This window comes from Stenotrophomonas sp. LC732 (assembly GCF_052446685.1).
Lineage (GTDB): Bacteria > Pseudomonadota > Gammaproteobacteria > Xanthomonadales > Xanthomonadaceae > Stenotrophomonas > Stenotrophomonas muris.
Genome location: NZ_CP199214.1, coordinates 2384080 through 2409318, shown reverse-complemented (window position 1 = coordinate 2409318; position 25239 = coordinate 2384080). Strand labels below are relative to the sequence as shown.

Here is a 25239-nt window from a genome sequence, read left to right as displayed (position 1 = left end):
GGCGGGCGGTTTGACATTGGTCAAGCGCGTCGCTCGATGGCCTGCGACCGGGTGTCGCAGGAAGAATCCCTGTAGAGCCGAGCCCATGCTCGGCTCACGGGGCAAACGGGATTGCCGGCAGCCGGGCGCGGGCTCGGCTCTACAGGAGAGACACGGGCAGGAGGCGGGCGCCTGTCATGTGTACTGAGCTCATGACGCCTTGTCACAAAGAAATCGCCATGGCTTCACGGTTGATTGATCGCATGGAGGGCTATTGTCGTCCTGAGCCTCTCGCTGACGTCCCCCACGTCCTGCGTCGACTTCCTTCCCAGCACAAGCGCCCGTCCGGGCGCCGCTGGCGTCTGTCTGCCTGAAGCATCCGAGATCATCCCCATGGCCCGCGCCGCCCAGTCCGCTTCACCCGTTGCGATCTCTCCGCTCACGCCCGTGCCGATCGGCACTCGCCGCGGCCACTCGCAACCGTTGGATCTCCCAGAACTGGTGCAGCGCGTGCTGTTCGTCGCCACCGAGATGGCTGACTTCATCAAGGCCGGCGGACTGGGTGATGTGGCCGCGGCGTTGCCGCGTGCGGTGCGCGGTGCATGTGATTCGCGCGTGCTGCTGCCCGGCTACCCGGAGGTTCTGCAGCGCCTGCCACAGCTGCGACCGGTGGGGCGGGTCAGCGCCCGAGCCGGGTTGCCCGCGTGCACGATCGGCATGGCGGTGCAGGCCGACGGCCTTCCTATCTACGTGCTGCTGTCGCCTGGGCTGTACGAGCGCGAGGGCTCGCCCTACGTGGATGGGCAGGGACAGGAGTGGAAAGACAACGCGGTTCGCTTCGCCACGCTTTCGCATGCGGCTGCGGAGATTGCGGCCGGGCGTGCCGGGCTGGACTGGGCGCCGCAGCTGCTGCACCTGAATGACTGGCCGGTGGCCATGGCTGCCGCCTACGTACGTTGGGACCGGACAGCCGTGCCGACCCTGCTGACCATCCACAACCTGGCCTACCAGGGGCTGTTCCCCTACGCGCTTGCGCCGGTGCTGGGCGTGCCGGCCGAACACCTGGATGAACTGCACTTCCACGGGCAGATGTCGTTCCTGCAGGGCGGCATCACCAATGCCACGCGGCTGAACACGGTCAGCCTGCGCTACGCGCAGCAGATCACCGCCCCGGATGACGGCTGCGGGCTGCATGACCTGTTGGCGCGCCGGGCGGCCGGCGGACACCTGAGTGGCATCGTCAACGGCATCGACGCCAGCTGGGATCCACGCCGCGACATCCACCTCAAGGCCCATTTCGGCATCGGCGAATGGACCGGGCGCGCCACCAACGCGCATGCGGTGCGCAAGGCGTTCGGGCTGGCGCCGTCGACCGGCCCGCTGTTCGCGGTGGTCTCTCGCCTGGTGCACCAGAAAGGCCTGGACATCACCTGCGACGTGGCACCGCAGATCGTGGCGGCCGGCGGCCAGCTGGTCGTCATCGGCGGCGGCGAGCCGCAGGTGGAAGCGCAGGTGCAGGCGCTGGCCCGGCGCTACCCCGGACGGGTGGGCGCATTCATCGGCTTCGAAGAGGCGCTGGCCCGCCAGATGTTTGCCGGCGCCGACTTCCTGCTGATGCCTTCACGCTTCGAACCCTGCGGGCTGAGCCAGATGTACGCGCAGCGCTTCGGCTGCCTGCCCATCGCACACGCGACCGGCGGGCTGGTGGATACCGTCGAGGATGGCGTGACCGGATTCCTGTTCCACGGCGCCAATGCCGATGGCCTGCGCCGCTGCGTGGAACGGGCGATGCGCACCTTCCGCCTGCCCGGCCTGCTGCAGGCCATGCGCCGCGCCGCCATGCTGCGGCCGGGTGGCTGGGATGCGGCCGGTCGCGCGTACCTGGCCCTGTACCAGCAGACCTGCCAGGTGGCCGCATGAGCCACGACAGCCTGCATCTGGCCGCCCTGGAGGATGAAGCGATCACGGAGACGGGATTGGATCAGCGTATCGCCCCGGCGCTGCAGGACCTCGTCCACGCGCGCCCGGCCGATGCATTCGCCTGGCTGGGCCCGCATCGCCAGCCAGAAGGCGGACGCCAGCTGCGCGTGCTGGTGCCGCATGCGCAGCGCGTCGAGGTGATTGCAGACGATGGGCGGCGCTGGAACCTGTCCCCTGGCCCGTTGCCCGGCCTGTTCGAGGGAGCGGCCGGTGACGCGGCGATACCGCTGCTTGCCCTGCATTTCGAACAGGGCGTGGAGCAGGTGCACGATGCCTATGCGTTCGGTCCACTGTTGGACGAAGCCCTGCTGCAGCGGTTCCATGCCGGTGATGCCGATGCGGCGCGGCAGCTGGGTGCGGTGCCGATGCAGGTGCAGGGCATTGCGGGCGTGCGCTTCGCGGTGTGGGCGCCCAATGCCCAGCGGGTCGCCGTGGTTGGCGATTTCAACGGGTGGGACGGCCGACGCCATCCGATGCGGCTGCGTCACACCGCCGGCGTGTGGGAGCTGTTCCTGCCGGGCGTGCAGGCCGGTGCCCGCTACAAATTCCGCATCGTCGGCGCCGACGGGCGGGTGATGCCCGACAAGTTCGATCCGATGGCGCGCTGGGCCGAGCTGCCACCGGCGACCGCATCGCGGGTGCCTTCGGCTGGGCAAATGGAGTGGCACGATGATGCTTGGTTGGCGGCCCGCCGCCTGGCCGGAACCTGCGCACCGCTGTCGATCTACGAAGTGCATGCCGGTTCCTGGCAGCGCAGCGACGATGGTGCGCCGCTGGACTGGGATGCCCTGGCCGACCGGTTGATTCCGTACGTGGCCGGTCTTGGCTTCACCCATATCGAGCTGTTGCCGGTGAGCGAGCATCCCTTCGGCGGTTCCTGGGGCTATCAGCCGCTGGGGATCTACGCGCCGACGGCACGCCACGGCACGCCACAGGCCTTCGCACGCTTCGTGGACCGCTGTCACCAGGCCGGCGTGGGAGTGATCGTGGACTGGGTGAGCGCGCACTTCCCCAACGATGCGCATGGCCTGGCCGGGTTCGATGGCACCGCGCTGTACGAGCATGCCGACCCGCGCGAAGGGGTGCACGCCGACTGGGACACGCTGATCTACAACTACGGCCGCAACGAAGTGGCCGCCTACCTGATCGGCAGTGCGTTGGAGTGGGTGGAGCGCTTCCATGTCGACGGTCTGCGCGTGGACGCCGTAGCGTCGATGCTGTACCGGGATTACAGCCGTGCCGAGGGGGAGTGGGTACCCAACGAGCAGGGCGGGCGCGAGAACCTGCAGGCGGTCGCTTTCCTGCGGCGGATGAACCAGACGCTGCGGGAGCGCTTCCCGGACGTGCTGGTGATCGCCGAGGAATCCACCGCGTGGCCGGGGGTGACAGCGCCGGTGGAGGAGGGCGGGCTTGGCTTCACCCACAAGTGGAACATGGGCTGGATGCACGACACCCTGCAGTACCTGGGGCGCGATCCGGTCCATCGTTCGCATCACCACAGCCAGATCAGCTTCGGCCTGGTCTACGCCTTCTCCGAACGGTTCGTGCTGCCGCTGTCCCACGACGAGGTGGTGCATGGCAAGGGCGCGCTGCTGGCCAAGATGGCGGGCGAGCCGGCACAGCGGCTGGCCCAGCTGCGCGCGTATTACGGCTTCATGTGGGCGCACCCGGGCAGCAAACTGCTGTTCATGGGCGGCGAGTTCGGCCAGGGCCATGAGTGGTCGCACGATGCGGCACTGGACTGGGCACGGGCGGCCAGCAACGAGGGCCAGGGCCTGTCGCGCCTGGTGGGCGACCTCAATAACGTGCTCCGCGCCGAACCTGCGTTGCATCGCGACGAACGCGACGAACGCGGCTTCGACTGGAGCGTGGCGGACGACAGTCGCAACAGCGTCTACGCCTTCATCCGCCGGGATCCTGCCGGCAGCGGCCGCACCCTGCTGGTGGTGAGCAACTTCACCCCGCTGCGTCGCGACGGCTACCGGGTCGGGGTGCCGCAACCGGGGCGCTGGAGCGAACGGCTCAACACCGACAGCGCGTATTACGGTGGCGGCAATGCGGGAAACCTCGGCGCAGTGCATACCGAGCCGAGGCCGATGCACGGCCACGCGCAGTCGCTGCGGCTCACGCTGCCGCCGCTGTCCACGCTCTACCTGCAGGTTGATGCATGACCACAGTGGCCCCGCGCCTGGGCGCTTGGCCGGTGGCCGGTGACGGGGTGGAGTTCCGCGTGTGGGCACCGGGCGCAAGGACGATGGCGCTGTGCCTGCAAGGCACCCAGCGGCCGATGCAACGCGACCCGGACGGCTGCCACTGGCTGCGAATACCGGCATCGCATGGCGACCGCTACCGGTTCCGCCTGCCTTCTGGCCAGGACGTGCCCGACCCGGCCTCGCGCTGGCAGCCGGACGGCATCGACGGCGACAGCGCGGTGGTGCTGGATACCGACGCGACGGGGCCTGCCTGGCAGGGGCATGCCTGGCAGGACCTGGTGATCTATGAGGTGCATATCGAGGCCGGGGGCGGCTTCGCGGCGTTGACCGCGCAACTGCCGATGCTGGCCGCGCTGGGCATCACCGCCATTGAACTGATGCCGGTCGCGCAGTTTCCCGGGCAGCGCAACTGGGGCTACGACGGCGTGTTCCCGTATGCGCCGGCCCATGCCTACGGCGGGCCGGCAGCGCTGAGGGCCTTCATCGAGGCGGCGCACGATGCAGGGCTGTCGGTGCTGCTGGATGTGGTCTACAACCACTTCGGACCCCAGGGCAACCACCTGCGCGACTACGCGCGCGGGTTCTTCCGTGACGACCGCAGCACGCCGTGGGGCGAGGCCATCGACTTCCGCCAGCCCTGGGTGCGGCGCTTTTTCATCGACAACGCGCTGATGTGGTTGCGCGACTACGGCTTCGATGGCCTGCGCCTGGACGCGGTGCACGCCATTGACGATGACCGTTTCCTGCAGCAGCTGGCCGATGAGGTACGTGCGGTGGCCCCGCACGCGCACCTGGTGCTGGAGAACGAGCGCAACCAGGCGCGGTGGCTGCGCGGCGCCTACCAGGGACAGTGGAACGATGACTTCCACAATGCGCTGCACGTGATGCTGACCGGCGAGCAGGAAGGCTATTACGCGGCCTATGCCGGTCGCGCCGAAGCACTGCTGGCGCGCTGCCTGGCCGAAGGATTCGCCTGGCAGGGTGAACCGGACCTGCGCGGCAATCCCCGCGGCGAACCCAGCGCCGACCTGTCGCCCGCGCGTTTTGTGGTATTCGCGCAGAACCATGACCAGGTGGGCAACCGCGCTTTCGGCGAGCGCCTGTCGATGCTGACCGATCCTGCGCCGCTGCGCGCGGCGCTGGCGCTGACCCTGCTGACGCCGATGATCCCGCTGCTGTTCATGGGCGAGCCGTGGCAGGCGCAATCGCCCTTCCTGTTCTTCACCGACTACGCGCCGCCGCTGGACGAGGCGGTGCGCGAAGGGCGTCGCCGTGAGTTCGCTGGTTTCAGCGCCTTTGCCGACGCCGCCGCGCGAGCGCGTATTCCGGACCCGAACGATGCGGCGACCCTGCAGGCGTCGTACACGCCACCGCCCGGCGATGGTCCCTGGTCGCAGCACTGGCTGCGCTGCACGGGTGAGTTCCTCGGCCTGCGCAGGCGCTATCTGCAGCCGGGCCTGCTGCAGGCGCGGTCGCTGGGCGCGCGCGTGCTGGGCCAAGGCGCGGTGCAGGCGGGCTGGCAGTTGCCATCGGGCCAATGGTGGATCGCGATCAACGTGGGCCCTGTGCCGGTGGCGCATGCGGTGCCGGCCGGCGAGTGCGTCGTGGGGCCGGACGCTGCCGGGATGCTGCCGGCAGGCGGCGGCGTGCTGGCCTGTTGGGTCGCCGCATGAATACGGATGCAGCGGTGCGGGAGACGGCCCGCCGTGCGGGCCTGCTGGTCCGCTGGACCGACGTGGCCGGTGCCGCGCGCGAGGTCGCACCGGACGTGCTGCGCGCCGTGCTGGAGGGGCTGCAGTGCGAGGCGGTGCCCGAGCACGCTGGCCTGCGCACGGCCTGCTGCGGACAGCTGCTGGTGATGCCGGAGGCAGCCGGTGCAGCGTGCTGGGTGGATGAGCAGGGCGCAGCGTTGCCCGCCCGTGCCGATGCGCAGGGCCGCTGGCGCGTGCCGGACCAGCCGGGCTACTGGCAGTGGCGCCGGGGCGACCAGCAACAGGCGGTTGCGGTGGCGCCACAGCGTGCCTGGTGGCCGCGGGGCACGCTGCGCGGCTGGGGCCTGTCGGCGCAGGTCTACAGCCTGCGCGCGCCCGGTGATGCCGGCATCGGTGACAGTGCCGGCTGTGCACGATGGAGCGAGCTGCTGCACCGACACGGCGGCGACGCACTGGCGTTGAGCCCGCTGCACGCGGGCATGCCACCGGGCCCAGGCTACAGTCCCTATTCGCCCAGCGACCGGCGCTGGCTCGACCCGCTGCAGGTCTCCCTGCCGCAGGTATTGCCCGATGCCGCCAACAGCGTGCTGGGCGGGGACGAGGCGCTGGCGGCGGCGGTGGAAGCGGGGACTGCCGCACGTCGCATCGACTGGCCGCACTCGGCGGCAGTGAAGTGGCGCTGGATACGGCAGGTTCGCCAATGGGTTGCAGCGCAGGCACCGTCGCAGCACGCGCAGATCGAAACCTGGCGTGCCATGCAGGGCGATCCGCTGCGGCACTATTGCCAGCATGCCGCCGACCGGTTCACCGGCAGCGCGGACGACCATGCGTTTGCGCAGTGGTTGGCACAGCAGGGCTGGGCGCAGGTACACGCCACGCTGCGCGACGAGGGCGCTTCGATCGGGTTGATTGCCGACCTGGCCGTGGGCTGCGCGCCGCAGGGCGTGGAGGCACGCACCGGGGGTGCTGATCTGCTGCAGGGACTTGAGCTGGGGGCGCCGCCGGACGCGTTCAATCCGCTCGGCCAGGCCTGGGGCATCACCAGCTGGTCACCGATGGCGTTGCAGCGCGAGGGCTTCGCACCCTACCTTCGCGTGCTGCGCGCCGTGATGGCCGGCCGCGGAGGCTTGCGCATCGATCACATCCTGGGCCTGCTGCGGCTGTGGGTGTTGCCCCGTGGCGCGGGCGCCGGGCAGGGCGTGTACCTGCGCTATCCGTTCGATGATCTGATCAACCTGCTGGTGCTGGAGTCCTGGCGGCATCGCTGCGTGCTGATCGGCGAAGACCTGGGCGTGGTTCCGCCGGGCATGCGCCAGCGGCTGGCAGCCCGGGGCATTCTGGGCATCGAGGTGCTGCCGTTTGCCCGAAACGGCGCGCGCTTCCTGCCGGCGCCGCAGTGGCGCCGCGATGCAGTGGCCATGCCCTCCACCCATGACCTGCCACCGCTGGCCGGCTGGCTGCGCGGGCGTGACCTGCGCTGGCGTGCACGCCTGGGTGAGCTGGCGGATCTGCCAGCGGCACTGCGCGCGCGCGCCAGCGACGCGCAGGCACTGTCTGCGGTGGTTGGCGGCGAGGGCGCGCCGCTGGACGCCAGGGCGTTGTCTCTGGTCGCCCACTCGGCGTCCCGGCTGGCGTTGCTGCCGCTGGAAGACGCGCTGGGCGGTCGCGCACAGGTGAACCTGCCAGGCACCGTCGACGGCCATCCCAACTGGCGCCGCCGCCTGCCGCCGACGTGGGATGCTGACGCGGCCGATGCGCGCGTGGCGCGCCTGAGTGCCACGCGCCGCAGGACCGGGCAATGACGGGGTTGCGTGCCACCGCGCGCCTGCAGCTGCACGCAGGCTTCGACCTCGGGGCGGCTGCCGCGCAGGTGCCGTACTACGCCGCGCTGGGCGTCAGCCACCTTTACCTGTCACCGATCGCTGCGGCGGTGCCCGGGTCGACGCATGGCTACGATGGCGTCGACCCGGCTCGCATCAATCCGGAACTGGGCGGTGAAGCGGGCTTCCTGCAGCTGGCGGAAGTGACGCGCGCGCACGGCATGGGCCTGATCCTGGACATCGTGCCCAACCATCTGGCGGCGTCCCCGCACAGCCAGTGGTGGAGCGATGTGCTGATGCACGGGCCTCGAAGCCCGCACGCAGCTTGGTTTGACATCGAGTGGGAGGCGCCGGGCTGCGAGGGCCGGCTCTGGCTGCCGGTACTGGACCGGCCGTTGCACGACGCGGTACGCGACGGCGTGGTGCGCGTGGTGGTGGACAACGCGCGGCCCGTGCTGCGCCACCATGGCCTGGCATTGCCGTTGTCGCCGCGCAGCCATCCGCTGGAACCCGCGCAGTGGCCGGCGTGGGCCGAACGCTGCAACCGCAGCGTTGAACGGTTGCACACGCTGCTGCAGCGGCAGCACTACCGTCTGGCCTGGTGGCGCACGGCCGGCGATCAGGTGAACTACCGGCGCTTTTTCGATATCAACGAACTGGCCGCGCTGCGGGTGGAGCGCGAGGATGTGTTCGAGGCAGTGCATGCGCTGCCGCTGCGGCTGGTACGCGAGGGATGGGTGGACGGCCTGCGCATCGACCACGTGGATGGCCTGTCCTGCCCGGGCGCGTACCTGCAGCGCCTGCGTGAATCGCTCGACGCCGCCTGCGCGGCCGGCGGTCGTGACCCGCAGACCGTCAGCCTGCATGTGGAGAAGATACTGGCCGAGGGCGAGCAGCTGCCCGACGGCTGGGCCTGCGACGGCACCACCGGCTATGACTTCATGGACCAGGCCGGTGCCTGGTTGCACGATCCGGCGGCTGCACCCGCGCTCTCGCGCACGTGGCAGGCGCTGGGTGGTGACCCGCGCAGCTTCGACCGGATCCAGCAGGACGCCCGCGCCATGTTGCTGCGCCAGGGCCTTCATGCCGACTTCCAGCGGCTGCTGCGCAGCGCGCAGCAGGTCCTGCAGCCGCGGCTGGCCGAAGCCGATATCGGAGTGGCTGCGCTGGCCCGCGCATTGGCGTCCGTGCTGGGGCATTACCGCACCTACCGGCCCTATTCGCTGCAGGGGGCGGGTGAACGAAAGGCGCTGGCGGACGCTGCCGCCGCAGCGCGCCTGGCACTGGACGGTGCCGCACGCGCGGCGCTGGACCTGTTGCTGGCAGCGCTTGCCGGCGAGGCGCAGGCCGAGCGCGTGCTGCGTGCGCGTTTCGGTCAACTGGCCGCGCCGTTGAATGCCAAGTCGGTGGAAGACACCGGGTTCTATCGCTATTTCAGGCTGCTCTCGCGCAACGACGTTGGCAGTGATCCGCAGCGGCTGGGCATGGAGGGCCGCGCGCTGCTGGAACACGCCGCCGCGCGCCTGCGTCGCCATCCCAGGGCGTTGCTTGCGCTTGCGACCCACGATCACAAGCGCGGCGCCGACAGCCGGGCACGGCTGGCGGTTCTCAGTACCTGCACGTTCGAATGGCGGGACGCTGTGCGGCGCTGGAACCGGATGTCGGCCCGCGCCGGCGCGCCGGTGCCGTTGCCGGGTGCCGAGGCCTACGCACTGTGGCAGGCGCTCGTGGCCGCATGGCCGATGCACGGTGCCCCTGGCGCCGACTTCGCCTCGAGGATGGTGCAATGGCTGACCAAGGCATTGCGCGAGGGCAAGCGGGTCAGCAGCTGGTCAGACCCGGATGTGGCCGTGGAGGAGGCCGCCGCGCAGTGGCTGCACGCGCTGCTGGACGCAGCGCCCTTGCAGCCGGTGCGCGAGGCGCTGGCGACGTTCGTGGCGCGCATCGCGCCGGCCGGCGCCTGCAACGGCCTGGCGCAGCTGTGCCTGCAGCACTGCCTGCCCGGCGTGCCCGACCTTTACCAGGGAGGGGAAGGCTGGGACCTGAGCCTGGTGGACCCGGACAACCGGCGTGCCGTGGACTATCCAGCGCGGCAGGCGTGGCTGCGCGATACGCGCGGGTGGCCCGCGCTGCTGGAAGACTGGCGGGACGGTGGCATCAAGGCATTCCTGCTGCGGCAATTGCTGGAGTGCCGCCGCAGGCACCCGCACCTGTTCCTGCATGGCCAGCTGCAGCCGCTGTCCGCGCCTGCGCGCTCGCCGTGGCTGGCGTTCACGCGCAGGCATCAGGCGCAGGTGCTGCTGGTGATCGTGCGGCGGGGTTCGCCCGCCGCCGTGCCTGGGCCCAGCCTGCACGCCGCGCACGACGTCGGCACCGGCGTAGCACTGCACGGTGTGCCGACAGGCCCCATGCGCAACCTCCTGGACGGGCGCATCGAACATTTCAACGCAACCGCGGACGTGGGCAGGCTTCTGGCTGGCAGCCCGCTGGCGATATGGATCAACGAGGAGACAGGTAGGGATGGACAGCAGGGAACGACGGCAGCGGATTGAGGCATTGGCCCACCAGATCTGGGAAGCGGAGGGGCGCCCGGACGATCAGCAGCAGCGGCACTGGCACATGGCCGAGCGCCTGGTGGAGGCCGAGATTGCCGCGGCGCGCGGCGAGGAGGGCACCGATGGCCAGCCGTAAGTGGACGCAGACCTCGCGCGTGCGCGAAGGCCGGCCGTTCCCGCTGGGCGCGACGTGGGACGGGCTGGGCGTGAACTTTGCGCTGTACTCGCGGCATGCCACCCGGGTGGAGCTGTGCCTGTTCGATGCGCGCAACCGTGAAGTCGAGCGCATCGTCCTGCCTGAGTACACCAACGAGATCTGGCACGGCTACCTGCCGGACGTGCGGCCCGGGCAACGCTATGGCTATCGGGTGCACGGCCCGTATGCGCCGGAGGAGGGGCATCGCTTCAATCCCAACAAACTGTTGCTGGACCCCTACGCCAAGCAGATCGTCGGCGAGCTGAAGTGGGCGCCGCACCTGTTCGGCTACACCCTGGGCCACCGCGATGGCGATCTCAGTTTCGACCGCCGCGACAGCGCCAGCTACATGCCACGCTGCGCGGTGATCGATCCGGCCTTCAGCTGGGGTGTCGAACGTGCACCCGCAACGCCCTGGGACCGGACCGTGATCTACGAAGCGCACGTGCGCGGACTGACCATGCAGCACCCCGATGTTCCGCAGGCCGAGCGCGGCACTTTCTCTGCCCTGCGCCACGACGCGGTGGTCGACCACCTCAGCCATCTGGGGGTGACCGCCATCGAGCTGCTGCCGGTGCATGCCTACGTGGATGACCAGCAGCTGCTCGAGCGCGGGCTGCGCAACTACTGGGGGTACAACACCATCGGCTTCTTCGCGCCGCAGCCACGCTACCTCTCGCTGGGCACCGTGGCCGAGTTCAAGCAGATGGTCGCGCGGCTGCACAGTGCCGGCATCGAAGTGATCCTGGACGTGGTCTACAACCACACCGCCGAAGGCAATGAGCTGGGCCCTACGCTGTCCTTCAAGGGCATCGACAATGCCAGCTACTACCGCCTGGCCGATGATCGCCGCTATTACATCAACGATACCGGCACCGGCAACACGTTCGACCTGACCAATGCCGGCGCGCTGCGCATGGTGATGGACTCGCTGCGCTACTGGGTGACCGAGATGCGGGTGGATGGGTTCCGTTTCGACCTGGCCACCATCCTTGGCCGCGAGCGGCATGGCTTCGATGCCTCGGGCAGTTTCCTTGATGCGGTACGCCAGGACCCGATCCTGAGCCAGGTGAAGCTGATTGCCGAGCCATGGGACATCGGCCCGGGCGGCTATCAACTGGGCCAGTTCCCGCCGGGCTGGGCGGAATGGAACGACCGCTTCCGCGATACGGTGCGCGCGCTCTGGCGCGGCGATGGCGGCCAGTTGCCGGAATTCGCCACGCGCTTCACCGGCTCGGCCGACCTGTTCGAACATCATGGCAGGCGGCCCTCGGCCAGCATCAACCTGGTGACGGCGCACGATGGGTTCACCCTGCACGATCTGGTGAGCTACAACGATCGCCACAACGAGGCCAACGGCGAAGACAACCGCGATGGCCACTCGCACAACCTCTCCAGCAACCACGGTGTGGAGGGCGACACCGATGATGCGGCGATCCTCTCGTTGCGTGCGCGGCAGATGCGCAACCTGCTGGCCACGCTGCTGTTCGCGCAGGGCACGCCGATGCTGCTGGCCGGCGATGAGTTCGGCCATTCGCAGCAGGGCAACAACAACGCCTACTGCCAGGACAACCCGCTGAGCTGGATCGACTGGGAGCGTGCGGCATCGCCGGCTGCACAGGCGCAGGTGGCGTTCGTACGCCGGGCGCTGTCGCTGCGCCGACGCTATGGCCTGCTGCGCAGGAACCGGTTCCTGCGCGGCGAATACGATGAAGCGCTGGGCCTGCGCGATATCGACTGGCGGCATCCTGACGGCCGCAGCATGGAGGAAGCGGACTGGCATGACGCAGGGCTGCGTGCGCTGCTGATCGTGCTGGACGGCCGCAGCCCGGACAGCGGCCTGCGCGAGCCCGGGCGGCATGTCAGCCTGGCCCTGCTGTTGAACGCCGGAGACCAGCCGCAGCGGTTCAGTGTGTCGGATGAAGCCTTGTCGTTCCGGCGCGTACTGCTGCAGACCGACGAAACGCCGTTGGAGCCGGATGAAGCAGGTGCCTGGACCCTGCCGCCGCGCAGCCTGTGCCTGCTTGCGGCCAGCAGCAGCGCCTGACGGCAGCGCGCGTACAGGCGGTGCTGCGATGACTGGCCAGCGCCGGGCCTTTGCCCGGCGCACCGCAGTCAGCCCATCAGGTAGCGCAGCAGCCCGGCCGAGGCCACGCCGATCAGCACCGTCGGCAGCATCGACAGCCGCGTGGCGGCCAGCAGGGTGATCGCCAGCGCGGCCAGGTCGGCGGGCTTGTCGGCGACGAAATCCGGAGCGATCACCGAGATCAGCACGCAGCCCGGCGCGGCTTCCATCACCGTCACCGCGCGCTTGCCCAGCGTGCGGTTGCGCAGCGCGAGGAAGCCGACGATGCGGGTCAGGTAGGTGGCGGCGGCCATCAGCACGATGGTCAGCACCGAGGACCAGTGGATCAGGCCGTTGAAGATCATGCTGCGTCCTCCGCCAGCAGCCAGGCGGCGGCCAGGCCGGCCAATGCGCCGCTGGCCACGTACCACGCACCCGGGATCAGCAGATAGGTGGCGGCGGCCACGACCAGGCTGACCAGCCACGGGCGCGCGGCCTTCATGCCCTGCCACATGCCGCGCAGCAGCACCAGGAACACGGCGGGGAAGGCCATGTCGAAGCCGTAGGCGTGGATGTCGCCCAGCAGCGGCCCGACGATCGCACCCAGCGCGGTGCAGGCCACCCAGACGGTGTAGAGGCCCGCGGAGACGCCCAGGTAATAGGCCAGGCTGAAGCCGAGCGCACGGCGGCGCGCATCGGCCACGCCCATCGCCCAGCTTTCGTCGCACATGAAGAACAGGGCCGGCAGCACCCGGCGGCGCGGCAGGTGCTGCAGCAGTGGGGCCAGGCTGGCGCCCATCAGCAGATGGCGGCTGTTGACCAGTGCGGTGATCGCCACGATCAGCGCGATGTGCGGTGGCGAGGTCCACAGTTCGACGGCGGCGAACTCCGAGCCGCCAGCGAAGTTGAGGCCCGTCATCAGTGGCACTTCCAGTACGCTCAGGCCTTTCTGGGCGGCCTGCGCGCCGAGCACCAGGGCGAAGGGAATGAAACCGATCATCACCGGCACGGCGGCGCGCAGGCCGCGCAGGAATTCGGCACGCGGCGCGGTATCGCAGGTGTCGGGCAGGGGGAGGGTGGTACGGGCGTCCATGGAACGGCACAACGAGTTGGGGGTGGCCCATGCTAGCGGTCCGATCGCGAAATTGGGTTGCGTTGATGCCACTGGATTCTGGATGATTGATATTTCATGCGGCCAAAAGTGACAAGGGCGAAATCCCATGCAGTATCAGCTCGACAACCTCGATCGGCGTATCCTCGACGCCCTGCAGCGCGACGGCCGCCTGCAGAACCTGGAGCTTGCCCGGCTGGTCGGGCTGTCGCCGTCGGCCTGCCTGCGTCGGGTGCGGCTGCTGGAGGAAGGCGGCTACATCGACCGCTACGTGGCCTTGTTGAACGAGGCCAAGGTGGGCCGTGGCTTCACGGTATTCGTCCGCGTGTGGCTGCGCGGGCAGGACGAGGACACCACCAATCACTTCATCAACAGCATCAAGTCGTTCCCGGAAGTGCTTGAATGCCATCTGATGGCCGGTGACTGCGATTTCCTGCTGCGGGTGGCGGTGGCCGACCTTGATGCCTACCGGCAGTTCCAGATGCAGCACCTGAACCGGATCGCCGGGGTGCAGAACACCAAGACCGAGATTCCGATGCAGCGGATCAAGCAGACGACCCAGCTGCCGCTGTGAAGGGCGGGGGTTTCCGCCCGGGTGGCGCCCGGCACCCGCAGGTAGTGCCGGCCGCTGGCCGGCAACCCCAGAAGCAACAGCCGAAGCAACAGCCGAAGCAACAGCGTGCATTCCGTTGGATGGCGGGGTGGGTCCGGTTGCAGGGGACGCCGTAAACCCTTCCATGGGGGCTTGGCCGCGGCATTCATGCCGCGGACGCCCCTGCAACCAGACCCACCCCGCCTTCGACAGTTCCCCGCAATCTGCCGGAACGGCATGAACTGCTCTTGGTGGGTGTCGACCTTGGTCGACACGTTTGGGCCGGCACGGGGTCGGATCCCGTTGCTGCGCAACGGGCTCTGACCCCAGGCGTGGATGAGGTGGTCCGTTCGATTTATTGATTCCTGATGGGTGACTGGCTTCACGTCGGCTGTAGGCGGCGGTCATCGCAATGACATGTGGCCCCGCTACGGTTTGAGCCCGCTTGCGGGTCGCGCGCGGGCCGGGGTGCTGGTCCTGGTGCGCGTCCACTGCAGCTGCTGTCGCTGCCGAGGGTCATGTGTTCTACGTCAGGGGGCTGAATGGACACCATGCGGTCAGAACTTGGAAGGTGGCCATCGTCGCGTGGCTGCTGCTGTCCTCTGCCGCTGCCGGGCAGGACGGAGTTCATGCCTACGACATCCCTGCGCAACCGCTGGAACAGGCGGTCGAGCGCTTCAGCGTCATCAGTGGGTGGTCGGTGATGTACCCGGGCGACCTGGCCGCGGGCCGCAGCAGCCATGCGCTGCGCGCCAGCCTGGAGCCGCTGCCTGCCTTGCAGGTGCTGTTGCAGGACTCCGGCATCGAGGTCGAGGTGATCGGCGCGCAGCGCGTGGTGCTGCGCCGGGGCACGTCCTCGGCCGCCGAACCCGGTGTTGGCGCCGAACTTCCCGAGGCCGAACGTCGGCGTCGCTATGGCGGGCTGCAGCAGCGGCTGCGTGCGGCGTTCTGTGACGACCCGGAGATCGCGCCCGGCCGCTACGCCGCGACGCTGCGCTTCCGCATCGACGGCGCGGGCCGGGTGAGCGAGCCCGAGCTGCTGTCCGGCAGTGGTAGTGCCCGCCGCGATGCACGCCTGCTGCAGGCGCTGCAGGGCCTGGTGCTGGCGACCGAGGCCGCCGCGCTGGCGCAGCCGGTGACCCTGCAGATCCGTCCTTCCGGCACCGACCACGACTGTGGCGGGCGCGCGCCCCTTCCATGACTTCAAGGATTCGAACATGAGCAACGGTACGGCTGGCGCAGTTGACCTGATGGACCACCTTCTGGGGGCCTACGACGAGCTGAAGCGCCGGTTGGTGCGCAAGCTGGGATCGGATGAACTGGCCGGTGACGCGCTGCAGGACACCTGGATGCGCCTGAGCGCGCGCCGTGACCGCCTGGACGCCGTGCAGAACCCTGCGGCCTACCTGCTGCGCATGGCGATGAATACCGTGATCGACCGCCAACGTGCCGACCATCGCCTGCTGAGCCTGGAAGAGGTGGAGACGCTGATGGACATGGCCGACCCGGCACCGGGGCCGGCGCAGGCGGCCGAACTGGACTTCGCGCTGGAGGACATGGTGGGCCTGCTGCAGCGCATGCCCGAGCGGCGTCGCCGCATCCTGCTGGCAATCCGCGTCGATGGCCTGCAGCAGCGTGACGTCGCCGATCACCTCGGCGTGTCGCTGCGGCTGGTGCAGCGTGAGCTGAAGGCGGCCCAGGACTACCTGGCCGAGCGCAGCGGGCAGGGGCGCCAGGTGCGGTTCTGAGCGGCGGCATCCGTCTACACTTTGACGCCGAGCAGAACCCCGCAGCGTGCGGGTCCGGCATGAGCCCCCATGGATCCTGACGATCACCCGCAACGCCCGCTGGATGCCGTCGAGCGCCAGGCGCACGCGTGGGTGGTGCGGCTGACCTCGGGCGAGGCTACTGCGGCCGACGGGCGCAGCTTCCGCGCGTGGTGCGAGGCTGATCCCCGTCATCGCGAAGCATTCGGCCGTGCGCGCCGGCAATGGGAGCAGGTACGCCTGGCCGGCGAGCAGCTGCCTGCCGCTGCACGCCAACCGGTCGTGCCGACGCCGACCCAGCGCTGGAGCCGGCGTGCCTTCCTGGGTGCCGCGATTGCCGCCCCGGCCAGCCTGGCAGTGGTGGCGGCGATCCGTCCGCCGCTGGGGCTGTGGCCCTCGGTGACGGCGATGACGGCCGACTTCCACACCGGTACCGGTGAACGGCTGCAGATCGCACCTTCGCCACAGCTGAAGATCGAGCTGGATACGCAGAGCAGCCTGCGCCGCCGTGCGGACACGGAGGGCGAAGGCTTCGAGCTGGTGCAGGGCCAGGCCGCGATCGAGACCCGGGCCGGCCTGCGCCTGGCCCTGTTCGCAGGGGCAGGCTGCGTGATTGCCGATGAAGCTGCGGTGCGCCTGGACGTGCGCAACACCCACGGCCAGGTACGGGTGACCTGCCTGCAGGGCAGCGCCCGGATCGAGCACCCGCAGGGCCGCCTGCAGCTGCAGGCGGGCCAGCAGACCCGGTACGACGAGCGCCTCAGTGGCGTGGTGGCCGAAGCCGTGGCCTCGGAAGTGAGTGCCTGGACCGAAGGCATGCTGGTGTTCCGCCGGGCGCCGCTGCGCGAGGTGGTGGAGGAGATCAACCGCTACCGCCGCGGCAAGGTGCTGCTGGGTGAATCGGCATTGGCGCGCGCCCCGGTCAGCGGCCGCTTCCGCATCGATGATCCGGATGCGGCGCTGGAGCAGCTGCGACTGACGATGTCGCTGGATCTGCGTCGCTTTCCAGGTGGCATTGCCGTCCTTGGTTAGGTGAAGACGCTGGCCGTGCGCGCCGCGCAGGGCTGTTGCAAGCAAGGAGACGCCAAGGATGCGCAACGAGACCATCGGTGTGCTGGATCTGCGCCGCAATCTGTCGGCGTTGCTGGAAACCACCCAGCGACGGCCGTTGATGGTGCACCGCTACGGCTCGCCATGGGTATGCGTGGTATCGGACGCACAGTGGCAGCAACAGGCCGTGCTGCTGGACTTCGATCCGCAGTCGCACCCGCTGGCGATGCTGTTGCGCCTGCAGCAGCAGGTGCTGCCGCTGGCTGAAACCGGTGTGTTGCCGCCTGCGGCGCTGGCACGCGCACTGCTGCTGATGGACATGCATGGCATCAGGGATCTCGCGCTGCTGCACGAGCAGGTGCTGCACCATCGGCTGTGGCACTGGTTCGTGGCGGGCACCCGCGGGCTGATGGACGGCTGGCAGCTGCCCGCGGTGCGCATTGCGATGGCGTCGTGGTGCGATGACGTGGACATGACAGACGCGCTGGTCGCGTTCGCCGCGCGCAGCGACGTGGCGGTACTGGCCCGCCGCTGCGGGGGTGACGCACCGCGCCTGCAGCGCGAAGCCTGCAGGCGGATGACGCTGCGATGACGTTGCCGATGAAGCACCACCCAGCGCACAGAGCGGCATTCGCGCTGTCGCTTCACCTGCCTTGCTGACGTCTTCTCCAGAGTACGACGCACCACGCGTCGCGGAGCACGGGCGACGAAGATGGCAGACAGTCGCAGGATCAGCATGCTGGAGCTGGATCGCCACCTGAGCCGGTCACTGGAGCAGGCGCGGCACACGCCCTTGAATGTGCAACGCTACGGACACTCGTGGGTCTGGGTGCTGTCCAGTGATGCCTGGGCCGATGCCGCGCGCTGGGCGGCACTGGACAGCAGCGCGCATCCATTGGCGGCGCTGCGGCACGCCCTTGATCTGCAGCTGCGGCCGTGGTCCGAAGCAGCCATGAACGCGCTGCCGCTTGACGCAGGCGATGCGCGGCTGCTGCAACGTGCGGCCCTGCTGGTGGTCGTGCGTGATCTCAACAGTGCGCAGCGCGTGTACGACGATCTGCGCTATCACCAGGCCTACCGCACGTTCATCGGCCTCGACCATGGCACCGCGTGGTCGCCGATGCAGTGCGTGCGCCTGTTGCAGGCGTGCGCGCTTCCGCTGCTGCGCGGCTGCATCGACGAAACGCTGGCCAGTGTGCCGCCACACCTGCTCGAGGCGGCACGCGGACCGGCTGCGCCGGCGCCCGCCCAGGCACATGCGCAGCGAATTGCCGGCGGATGTTTATCGTACTGACACATGCACCGCTGACCATGGCGCAGCGGTCTCTTCCAGGATGACGAGGGCGGAACAATGGCAAGGCAGGTGGGTGGTCGCAGGGCTCGGCAGCAGGGTTTCAGCCTGATCGAGATCATGGTGGTGGTGGTGATCATCGGCATTCTCGCGGCATTGATCGTGCCGCGCTTGATGGACCGTCCCGACCAGGCGCGCGTGGTGGCGGCGCGCCAGGACATCGCGGCGCTGATGCAGGCGCTGAAGTTGTTCAAGCTGGACAATGGTCGCTATCCCAGCGCCGAGCAGGGCCTGCAGGCGCTGGTGAAGCCGCCGCAGGGCAGTGGCGCGATGCCGGTCACGCCCTATCTGGATCGCCTGCCGAATGACCCGTGGGGCCATCCGTACCAATATCAGGTGCCTGGCACACATGGCGACATCGATGTGTTCTCGCTGGGTGCGGACAGCAGGCCCGGTGGCGACGCCGGGAACGCGGACATCGGCTCGTGGCAGCTGTGAGGCAGGCCGATGTCAGCCCGGATGCGGTCTGTTTCGAGTGTCCGTCAACGTGGCATGGCGGTGATCGTCGCCCTGCTGGTGGTGGCACTGGTGGCAGTGATTGCCACTGCACTGCTCACCCGGCAGTCGGCCCAGCTGCGCGGGCTGCGTGGTGACCAGCTGCGCGCACAGGTACGCATGGCCGTGGACGCAACGCTGGAACGTGCGGCGCAGCAGCTGCGTGAGGATGCAAAGGAACAGCTGACCACGGTGCGCAGCGGGCGCTGGGCGCGCCCATTGGAGCTGCAGGCGCCGTTGCCGGTGCAGCTGCAGCTGGTCGATGCGCAGTCGATGTTCAACCTGCGCAATCTGCTTGCGCATGGCAGGCCGGACCCCGAGGCGCGGCGCGCGTTCATCGCGTTGTGTGCCGGGCAGGGGCTGGGCCAGGGCGCCTGCGCATCCGCCGCGGACCACATCCAGGCGCGCATGCGCGATGGCGACATGCAGGCGCAGGCACCGCTGCCGCGCGAATCACTGATCGAACAGGCGCTGCCGGGCGCCGATCCGGTGGCATTGCAGGCGCTGGCGCGACGCACCGTGGTGTTGCCGGCACAGACCCTGGTCAACGCCAACACCAGCGACCTGCGCGTTCTGCAGGCGGTGACGCCTGCGGTCGAGCCGGCACGCCTGCAGGCGCTGCTCGGTGAGCGCGACGCTGGCCATTGGCTGCTCAATCGCGGCGACATCGCCAACCGACTCCAACTGAGCAACGAACAGATGGCGGTACTTCCCTTGGGTATCCATAGCGAGTGGTTCCTGGCTGTCGGCCGGGTGCAGGCTGACGGCAGCGCGGTTGATTTCCGCGCGCTGCTCTGGCGCGAGTACCGCGACGACGGCGTGCGTGTGCAACGCGTGTGGACGAGGATCGGCGCATGAACGCGCAGCTTCGGGTGCGCCTGCCGACGCTTGAGGGTCTGCACGCCGACAGCGCGGTGGACTGGGCGCAGCTGCACAAGGGCGAGGTGCTGGCCCACGGTTGCGCCACGCTGGCGGCGCTGGGTCTGCGGCATCCGCGGGCTGCGGTGCATGCCTGCCTCGATCCGAGCGACCTGATCCTGCTGGAACTGCAGCTGCCACCGTTGTCCGGGCGCCGCCTGCAGTTGGCGTTGCAGGGTGAGGTGGAGGCGATGTTGCTGGATGACCTGCAGGACGTCGCGCTGGCCCACGGTGCGCAGGCGGCTGACGGCACGGTTCCGGTGGCCTGGCTCGGCCAGCAGGCGGTCCTGCAGGCGCAGCAGTTGCTGGCTTCGTGCGGACTGCAGCTGCAGGCACTCCATCCGACGCCCCTGCTGCTGCCCTGGCAGGACGGACAGGCCACGCTGCAGGTCAGCGGCGAGCACCTGCTGGTGCGAAGCGGGCGCGATCGGGGGTTCGTCCAGTGGTATGGCGGACGTGATGCGTGTGCAGTCATGCAGGCGCTGGCCGTGCGCCTGCGACAGGCCGGCGTGCAGGCCGTGCAATGGATCGGCAGCGTACCGCCGGCGTGGCCGGACAGCCTGCCGGCCACCGCCGTCATGAAGGAACGGCAGGCATGTGGACCTCTGCCGGGGTGGTCACTGCCGCTGCCCGGTGCGGGTCGGCAAGCGCCACGCCTGGCAATCGGCCTCGCGTTGGCGGCAGTGCTGCTGGCCGCGCTCGGCCTGCAGCTGCAGGTCTGGCGTTGGCGGATCGAGGGCGAGGCGCTGCAACAGGACATGGCGCGGCAGTTCAGCGCACGCTTCCCGGAGATCACCGATGTGGTGGATCCGGTGCTGCAGGCAAGGCGTGCTCTGGCGGTGCCGCCACCAGCGCCACCGTTGCCGCCGTTGCAACGGCAGGTAGCCAGCACGCTGCTGGCGGTTCCGGAACTGGCCGGGCAGGTGCGCAGCCTGCATTACCAGCCCGGCCAGCTCGACATGGAGCTGGATGCCGATGCCCAGGCATTGGCCGACGATCCGCAGCGGCTTGAGCACTGGCAGCAGGCGCTGCAGGTGCAGGGCCTGCTGCTGGCGCGCGACGCCGGTGGGCGCCTGCGGGTGAGCGGAGCGGGACAGTGACGGCCCGCACCCTGCGGCTGGGCGGGGGGCTGGCCGGCCTGCAGCAGCGCTGGCAACGCCTGCCACCGCGCGACCGGCGGATGCTGTGGGTGATGGTGGTGGCGCTGCTGGTGGCGGGCCTGTGGTCGTTGTGGCTGGAGCCACTGCTGAAGCAGCGCACGCACTGGCAGGCCGAGCTACCGCGGCGGCAGGCGCAGTCGCGCGCACTGGCACCGCTGCTGCGCGTCCGTGAGCGCCAGCAGCTGGCGCAGGGCCAGCATCCGACACTTCCTGGGCTGCGCGATGGAATCAAGACCGCCGGCCTTGCCGACGGCCTGCATATCGAAGCGCGTGACGGGCGCTGGCACCTGCAGGTGCAGGCGGTGCCCGCCGATGCGCTATGGAACTGGCTGCTGCCGCTGCTGGCCGACCCGGCCATCGAGCTGCAGCAGCTGCAACTGACACGCACAGGGGACGCGAACATGCCGGCGGCACGGATTTCCGGAAACATCGTGATGGTGGCCACTGCGGGTGCCCATCCATGAGGGCGATGCGCAGCCTTGCCTGCAGTACTGCATTGGCCCTGATCGTGGGCATGGCCCACGTGCCGGCGCCGGTGGCAGCGCAGGACACACGCGATGAGCCGGTGCAGCTGAACCTGGTGGATACCGATATCGGTGGCGTGCTGCGGATGGCGGCACGGTTCACCGGCCGCCAGTTCCTGGTCGACCCACGGGTGACCGGCAAGATGACGGTGGTCTCCGATGGCCCGGTCAGCCGTACCCAGGCCTATCAGCTGCTGCTGGGCGCGCTGCGCATGCGCGGCTTCGCCGTGGTCGAGAATGGCGGCGTCAGCCGGGTGGTGCCGCAGGCCGACGCCAAGCTGCTCGGTGGCCGGGTGGGCAGTGGCGGTGCAGGAGGCGAGGTCGCCACGCGCACCTTTCCGCTGCGCTACGAGAACGCCGCCGCGCTGGTGGCGGTGCTGCGGCCGATGATCAGCCCGGACAATCCGATCACGGCGAACCCGGGCAACAACACTCTGGTGATCACCGACTATGCCGACAACCTGGAGCGCATCGCGCGGGTGATCGCCAGCGTCGACACGCCGGCCGGCATGGACACCGATGTGGTGAAGCTGCAGCAGGGCATCGCCGTAGACGTCGCGGCGATGGTCGCGCCGCTGCTGGATGCGCAGGGCGCAGAGCCCAGCCAGAAGGTGGTGGTGATGGCCGACCCGCGCAGCAACAGCGTGCTGCTGCGTTCCAGCAGTCCCGGGCGCACCCGTCTGGCCCGGCAGCTGGTGGAGAAGCTGGACCGCGCGCAGGACGAGTCCGGCAACCTGCATGTGGTCTACCTGCGCAATGCCCAGGCCAATCAGCTCGCCGGCGTGCTGCGCGGCGTGGTTGCGGGGCAGAGCGATGCGCCGGCAGTGGGCAGCAATGAAGGCATCACGCCACTGCCTGGCGATGCAAGCCGTTCCGCACCGGCGCAGCCGTCGCAGCCACAACAGGCCAGGACCGGCAGCAATGCGCTGGAATCGCAGCGGCTGGATCCGAACCGCCGCGACCCGATCGACGCCGGGAGCACCGGCTTCAGCCAGAACGGCATTTCGGTGCAGGCGGACGTGGCCACCAACACGCTGTTGATCTCGGCGCCGGAACCGGTGTACCGCAACCTGCGCCGGGTGATCGACCAGCTTGACCAGCGCCGTGCACAGGTGCTGGTGGAAAGCCTGATCGTGGAGGTCAACCAGACCGACGCGGCCGAACTGGGCGTGCAGTGGATGCTGGGCAATGGCCGCACCTTCGGCGGCACCCACTTTGGCGGCACCAGCGGTGGCAGCGGGCTGAACACCACCGCGCGCACCACCCTGGACGTGCTGCCCAAGGATGGCCTGAAGATCGGGGTGATCGACGGCACGATCAACCTGCCCGGCGTCGGCCAGATCCTCAACATGAAGGTGCTGGCCAACGCGCTGCAGAGCAAGGGCGGTGCCAACATCCTGTCCACGCCGAACCTGATGACGCTGGACAACGAGGCGGCCAGCATCATGGTCGGGCAGACCGTGCCGTTTGTGAGCGGCCGCTACGTGACCGACGGTGGCGGCGGCAGCAACAATCCATTCCAGACCATCGTGCGCGAGGACGTGGGCCTGAAGCTGCGGGTACGCCCGCAGATTTCCGAGGGCGGCACGGTGAAGCTGGACATCTACCAGGAAGTCAGCAGCATCGATGCGCAGAGCGCGAACAGCACGGCCGGCATCATCACCAACAAGCGCGCACTGGATACCAGCGTGCTGCTGGACGATGGCCAGATCATGGTGCTGGGTGGCCTGCTGGAAGACAGCGTCAGCCATGGCCGTGACGCGGTGCCGGGGCTGGGGAAGATTCCGGTGCTGGGTGCCTTGTTCCGCAGCGACACACGCAAGCGCGCCAAGACCAACCTGATGGTGTTCCTGCGTCCGCACGTGGTGCGTGACCCGGCCGCCGGCCAGCGCCTGACCCGCGACCGCTATGACTACATGCGCAACGCGCAGGCTGGCGCGCAACCGGTGCAGAGCTGGGCATTGCCGGCGCTGTCGGCACCGCAGCTGCCGCCGCAGGACCTTTCTGTACTCGGCCAGGGCAATGCGCGCGATGGCCAGGGCCAGCCGCTGCAGAACACCAGCCTGGCAGTGTTGTATCCGGCCGGTGACGGCGATGCGCAGCTGGTGCAGTTCGCACAGGGGCTGGACCCGACCCGTGCCCGCCAGGGCGTGGCGCAGGTGCGGGCGCTGGGCCTGCAGGCCTATGCCGAGGCGACGCCGGGCGAGAGTGGCCAGCGCCTGCGGGTGCGGCTGCCGCGCGACCCGGCGACGCTGGACCCGGCACTGCAGCAACTGCGCGGGCTGGGCTACACGCCGGAACTGGTGATCGGACCGTGAGCGCCGCCGCGCCACTGCCGTACGCCTGGGTGCGCAGCCATGGGGTGATGCTGTCCGAGGTTGGCGGTGAGCCTGTGCTGCTGGGTACCGTCGATACCGCAGCGTGGGCCGTGGCCGAACTGCGCCGCCGGCATGGACCGTTGCCCTTCCAGGCACTGGATGCCGCGATGTGGCAGCAGCGGTTGGCTGAGCAGTACCGTGACGGCGGCGACGCCGCTGCCGTGGTCGGTGCCGCCGAGAGCGAAGTCGATCTGGACCGGCTGATGCAGGACATGCCGGAAGTCACCGATCTGCTGGACGCGCAGGATGATGCGCCGGTGATCCGCATGATCAACGCGCTGCTGGCGCAGGCCGCACGCGATGGCGCCAGCGATCTGCACATCGAGCCGTTCGAGACCCATTCGGTGGTGCGCTACCGGGTGGACGGCACGCTGCGCGACATGGTGCAGCCACGGCGCGCACTGCACGCAGCGCTGGTATCGCGCATCAAGATCATGGCCCACCTGGACATCGCCGAGAAGCGCCTGCCGCAGGACGGGCGCATCGCGATCCGCGTGGGTGGGCGTCCGCTGGATATCCGAGTCTCCACGGTGCCGACCGGGCATGGCGAGCGCGCCGTGCTGCGACTGCTGGAGAAGGATGCCGGCCGTCTGCAGCTGCAGCGCCTTGGCATGGCCGATGACACCCTGGCCACGTTCACTGGATTGATCCGGCAGCCGCATGGCATCGTGCTGGTCACCGGCCCGACCGGTAGTGGCAAGACCACCTCGCTGTACGCCGCGTTGGGCCAGCTCGACAGCAGCACCAGCAACATCCTCACCGTGGAGGACCCGGTGGAGTACGACTTCGCCGGCATCGGCCAGATCCAGGTGAACGCGCGCATCGGCATGAGCTTCGGCACCGCGCTGCGCGCGATCCTGCGCCAGGACCCGGACACCATCATGATCGGCGAGATCCGCGACCTGGAGACCGCACAGATTGCGGTGCAGTCGTCGCTGACCGGCCATGGCGTGCTGGCGTCCCTGCATACCAACGACGCGATTTCGGCAGTGACGCGCCTGGCCGACATGGGGGTGGAACCGTTCCTGCTGGCCTCGTCGCTGCGCGGCGTGCTGGCGCAGCGGCTGGTGCGGCGGCTGTGCACCCAATGCCGGCGTGCCGAAGTGGATGGGGACGGCCGTACCGTATGGCGCGCGGTGGGTTGCGCGGCTTGTGCCAACAGCGGCTACCGGGGGCGTACCGGCATCCACGAGTTGTTCGTGGTGGACGATCGCGTGCGTACGCTGATCCATGAAGGGCAGGGTGAACCTGCACTGCGCGAGGCGGCGCGGCGTGCCGGCATGCGGACCTTGCGTCAGGACGGCCAGCGTTGGGTCGACAGCGGGGTGACCACGCTGGAAGAGATCCTGCGCGTCACCGGCGACGACTGAGGCT

Annotated in this window: 21 protein-coding genes; 19 read left to right on the top strand and 2 right to left on the bottom strand. The window is 69.3% G+C overall.

Annotated features, from left to right (window positions below; translation table 11 throughout):
• Positions 1–372 precede the first annotated feature (372 nt).
• From glgA to glgX, 7 genes are read left to right on the top strand one after another with little or no spacing between them, the layout of a single operon-like run.
• Positions 373–1899, top strand: coding sequence for a glycogen synthase GlgA (glgA, locus tag ACT6SE_RS11530; protein ID WP_080342759.1), 1527 nt, complete (start codon positions 373–375; stop codon positions 1897–1899).
• A complete protein-coding gene (locus ACT6SE_RS11525) occupies positions 1896–4130 on the top strand; it encodes a 1,4-alpha-glucan branching enzyme (RefSeq protein ID WP_046430990.1) in 2235 nt (744 codons plus the stop codon). Before glgA ends, ACT6SE_RS11525 begins: the two co-directional genes overlap by 4 nt.
• Positions 4127–5845 carry a malto-oligosyltrehalose trehalohydrolase gene (treZ, locus tag ACT6SE_RS11520; RefSeq protein WP_046430988.1) on the top strand — a complete coding sequence of 573 codons (1719 nt, stop codon included), beginning with the start codon at positions 4127–4129 and terminating at the stop codon, positions 5843–5845. Before ACT6SE_RS11525 ends, treZ begins: the two co-directional genes overlap by 4 nt.
• Positions 5842–7686 carry a 4-alpha-glucanotransferase gene (locus tag ACT6SE_RS11515; RefSeq protein WP_046430987.1) on the top strand — a complete coding sequence of 615 codons (1845 nt, stop codon included), beginning with the start codon at positions 5842–5844 and terminating at the stop codon, positions 7684–7686. The genes treZ and ACT6SE_RS11515 overlap by 4 nt, the downstream gene beginning before the upstream one ends.
• On the top strand, positions 7683–10256 hold the full coding sequence (gene treY / locus ACT6SE_RS11510; RefSeq protein WP_046430986.1) for a malto-oligosyltrehalose synthase: 2574 nt from the start codon (positions 7683–7685) through the stop codon (positions 10254–10256). Before ACT6SE_RS11515 ends, treY begins: the two co-directional genes overlap by 4 nt.
• Complete coding sequence (locus ACT6SE_RS11505; RefSeq protein ID WP_014647380.1) at positions 10225–10395, top strand: DUF2934 domain-containing protein; 171 nt, start codon at positions 10225–10227, stop codon at positions 10393–10395. Before treY ends, ACT6SE_RS11505 begins: the two co-directional genes overlap by 32 nt.
• Positions 10382–12502: a glycogen debranching protein GlgX gene (gene glgX / locus ACT6SE_RS11500; RefSeq protein WP_014647379.1), complete on the top strand. Its 2121-nt coding sequence runs from the start codon at positions 10382–10384 to the stop codon at positions 12500–12502. Before ACT6SE_RS11505 ends, glgX begins: the two co-directional genes overlap by 14 nt.
• A 68-nt stretch (positions 12503–12570) precedes the next feature.
• On the opposite strand, the gene ACT6SE_RS11495 is transcribed toward glgX, so the two are convergent.
• The gene (locus ACT6SE_RS11495; RefSeq protein WP_014647378.1) at positions 12571–12885 is read right to left on the bottom strand and encodes an AzlD family protein; all 315 of its coding nucleotides are present in this window, start codon (positions 12883–12885) and stop codon (positions 12571–12573) included.
• Positions 12882–13613 (bottom strand): AzlC family ABC transporter permease, encoded by a 732-nt coding sequence (locus ACT6SE_RS11490; protein WP_046430980.1) that lies wholly within the window; start codon positions 13611–13613, stop codon positions 12882–12884. The genes ACT6SE_RS11495 and ACT6SE_RS11490 overlap by 4 nt, the downstream gene beginning before the upstream one ends.
• 127 nt (positions 13614–13740) lie before the next feature.
• Between ACT6SE_RS11490 and ACT6SE_RS11485 the strand changes: the two genes are divergently transcribed.
• The 12 genes from ACT6SE_RS11485 (at position 13741) to gspE (ending at position 25235) form a co-directional block, all read left to right on the top strand.
• A complete protein-coding gene (locus tag ACT6SE_RS11485; protein ID WP_005413654.1) occupies positions 13741–14205 on the top strand; it encodes an Lrp/AsnC family transcriptional regulator in 465 nt (154 codons plus the stop codon).
• A gap of 538 nt (positions 14206–14743) precedes the next feature.
• Complete coding sequence (locus tag ACT6SE_RS11480) at positions 14744–15424, top strand: TonB-dependent receptor (protein ID WP_046430979.1); 681 nt, start codon at positions 14744–14746, stop codon at positions 15422–15424.
• 16 nt (positions 15425–15440) lie between these two features.
• A complete protein-coding gene (locus tag ACT6SE_RS11475) occupies positions 15441–15971 on the top strand; it encodes an RNA polymerase sigma factor (RefSeq protein ID WP_444811160.1) in 531 nt (176 codons plus the stop codon).
• A gap of 69 nt (positions 15972–16040) precedes the next feature.
• Positions 16041–17021 carry a FecR family protein gene (locus ACT6SE_RS11470; RefSeq protein ID WP_046430977.1) on the top strand — a complete coding sequence of 327 codons (981 nt, stop codon included), beginning with the start codon at positions 16041–16043 and terminating at the stop codon, positions 17019–17021.
• A gap of 58 nt (positions 17022–17079) precedes the next feature.
• Entirely contained in the window at positions 17080–17631 is a 552-nt protein-coding gene (locus ACT6SE_RS11465) for a hypothetical protein (RefSeq protein ID WP_046430975.1), read from the top strand.
• A gap of 120 nt (positions 17632–17751) precedes the next feature.
• Positions 17752–18333: a hypothetical protein gene (locus ACT6SE_RS11460; RefSeq protein ID WP_046430973.1), complete on the top strand. Its 582-nt coding sequence runs from the start codon at positions 17752–17754 to the stop codon at positions 18331–18333.
• A gap of 57 nt (positions 18334–18390) precedes the next feature.
• Entirely contained in the window at positions 18391–18828 is a 438-nt protein-coding gene (gene gspG, locus ACT6SE_RS11455) for a type II secretion system major pseudopilin GspG (protein WP_046430971.1), read from the top strand.
• 9 nt (positions 18829–18837) lie between these two features.
• A complete protein-coding gene (gspK, locus tag ACT6SE_RS11450) occupies positions 18838–19743 on the top strand; it encodes a type II secretion system minor pseudopilin GspK (RefSeq protein WP_041863511.1) in 906 nt (301 codons plus the stop codon).
• Positions 19740–20903 carry a type II secretion system protein GspL gene (gene gspL / locus ACT6SE_RS11445; RefSeq protein WP_046430969.1) on the top strand — a complete coding sequence of 388 codons (1164 nt, stop codon included), beginning with the start codon at positions 19740–19742 and terminating at the stop codon, positions 20901–20903. The genes gspK and gspL overlap by 4 nt, the downstream gene beginning before the upstream one ends.
• On the top strand, positions 20900–21427 hold the full coding sequence (gene gspM / locus ACT6SE_RS11440; RefSeq protein ID WP_046430968.1) for a type II secretion system protein GspM: 528 nt from the start codon (positions 20900–20902) through the stop codon (positions 21425–21427). The genes gspL and gspM overlap by 4 nt, the downstream gene beginning before the upstream one ends.
• Positions 21424–23805 (top strand): type II secretion system secretin GspD, encoded by a 2382-nt coding sequence (gene gspD, locus ACT6SE_RS11435; RefSeq protein WP_088375455.1) that lies wholly within the window; start codon positions 21424–21426, stop codon positions 23803–23805. The genes gspM and gspD overlap by 4 nt, the downstream gene beginning before the upstream one ends.
• Positions 23802–25235: a type II secretion system ATPase GspE gene (gspE, locus tag ACT6SE_RS11430; RefSeq protein ID WP_080342757.1), complete on the top strand. Its 1434-nt coding sequence runs from the start codon at positions 23802–23804 to the stop codon at positions 25233–25235. Before gspD ends, gspE begins: the two co-directional genes overlap by 4 nt.
• Positions 25236–25239 lie beyond the last annotated feature (4 nt).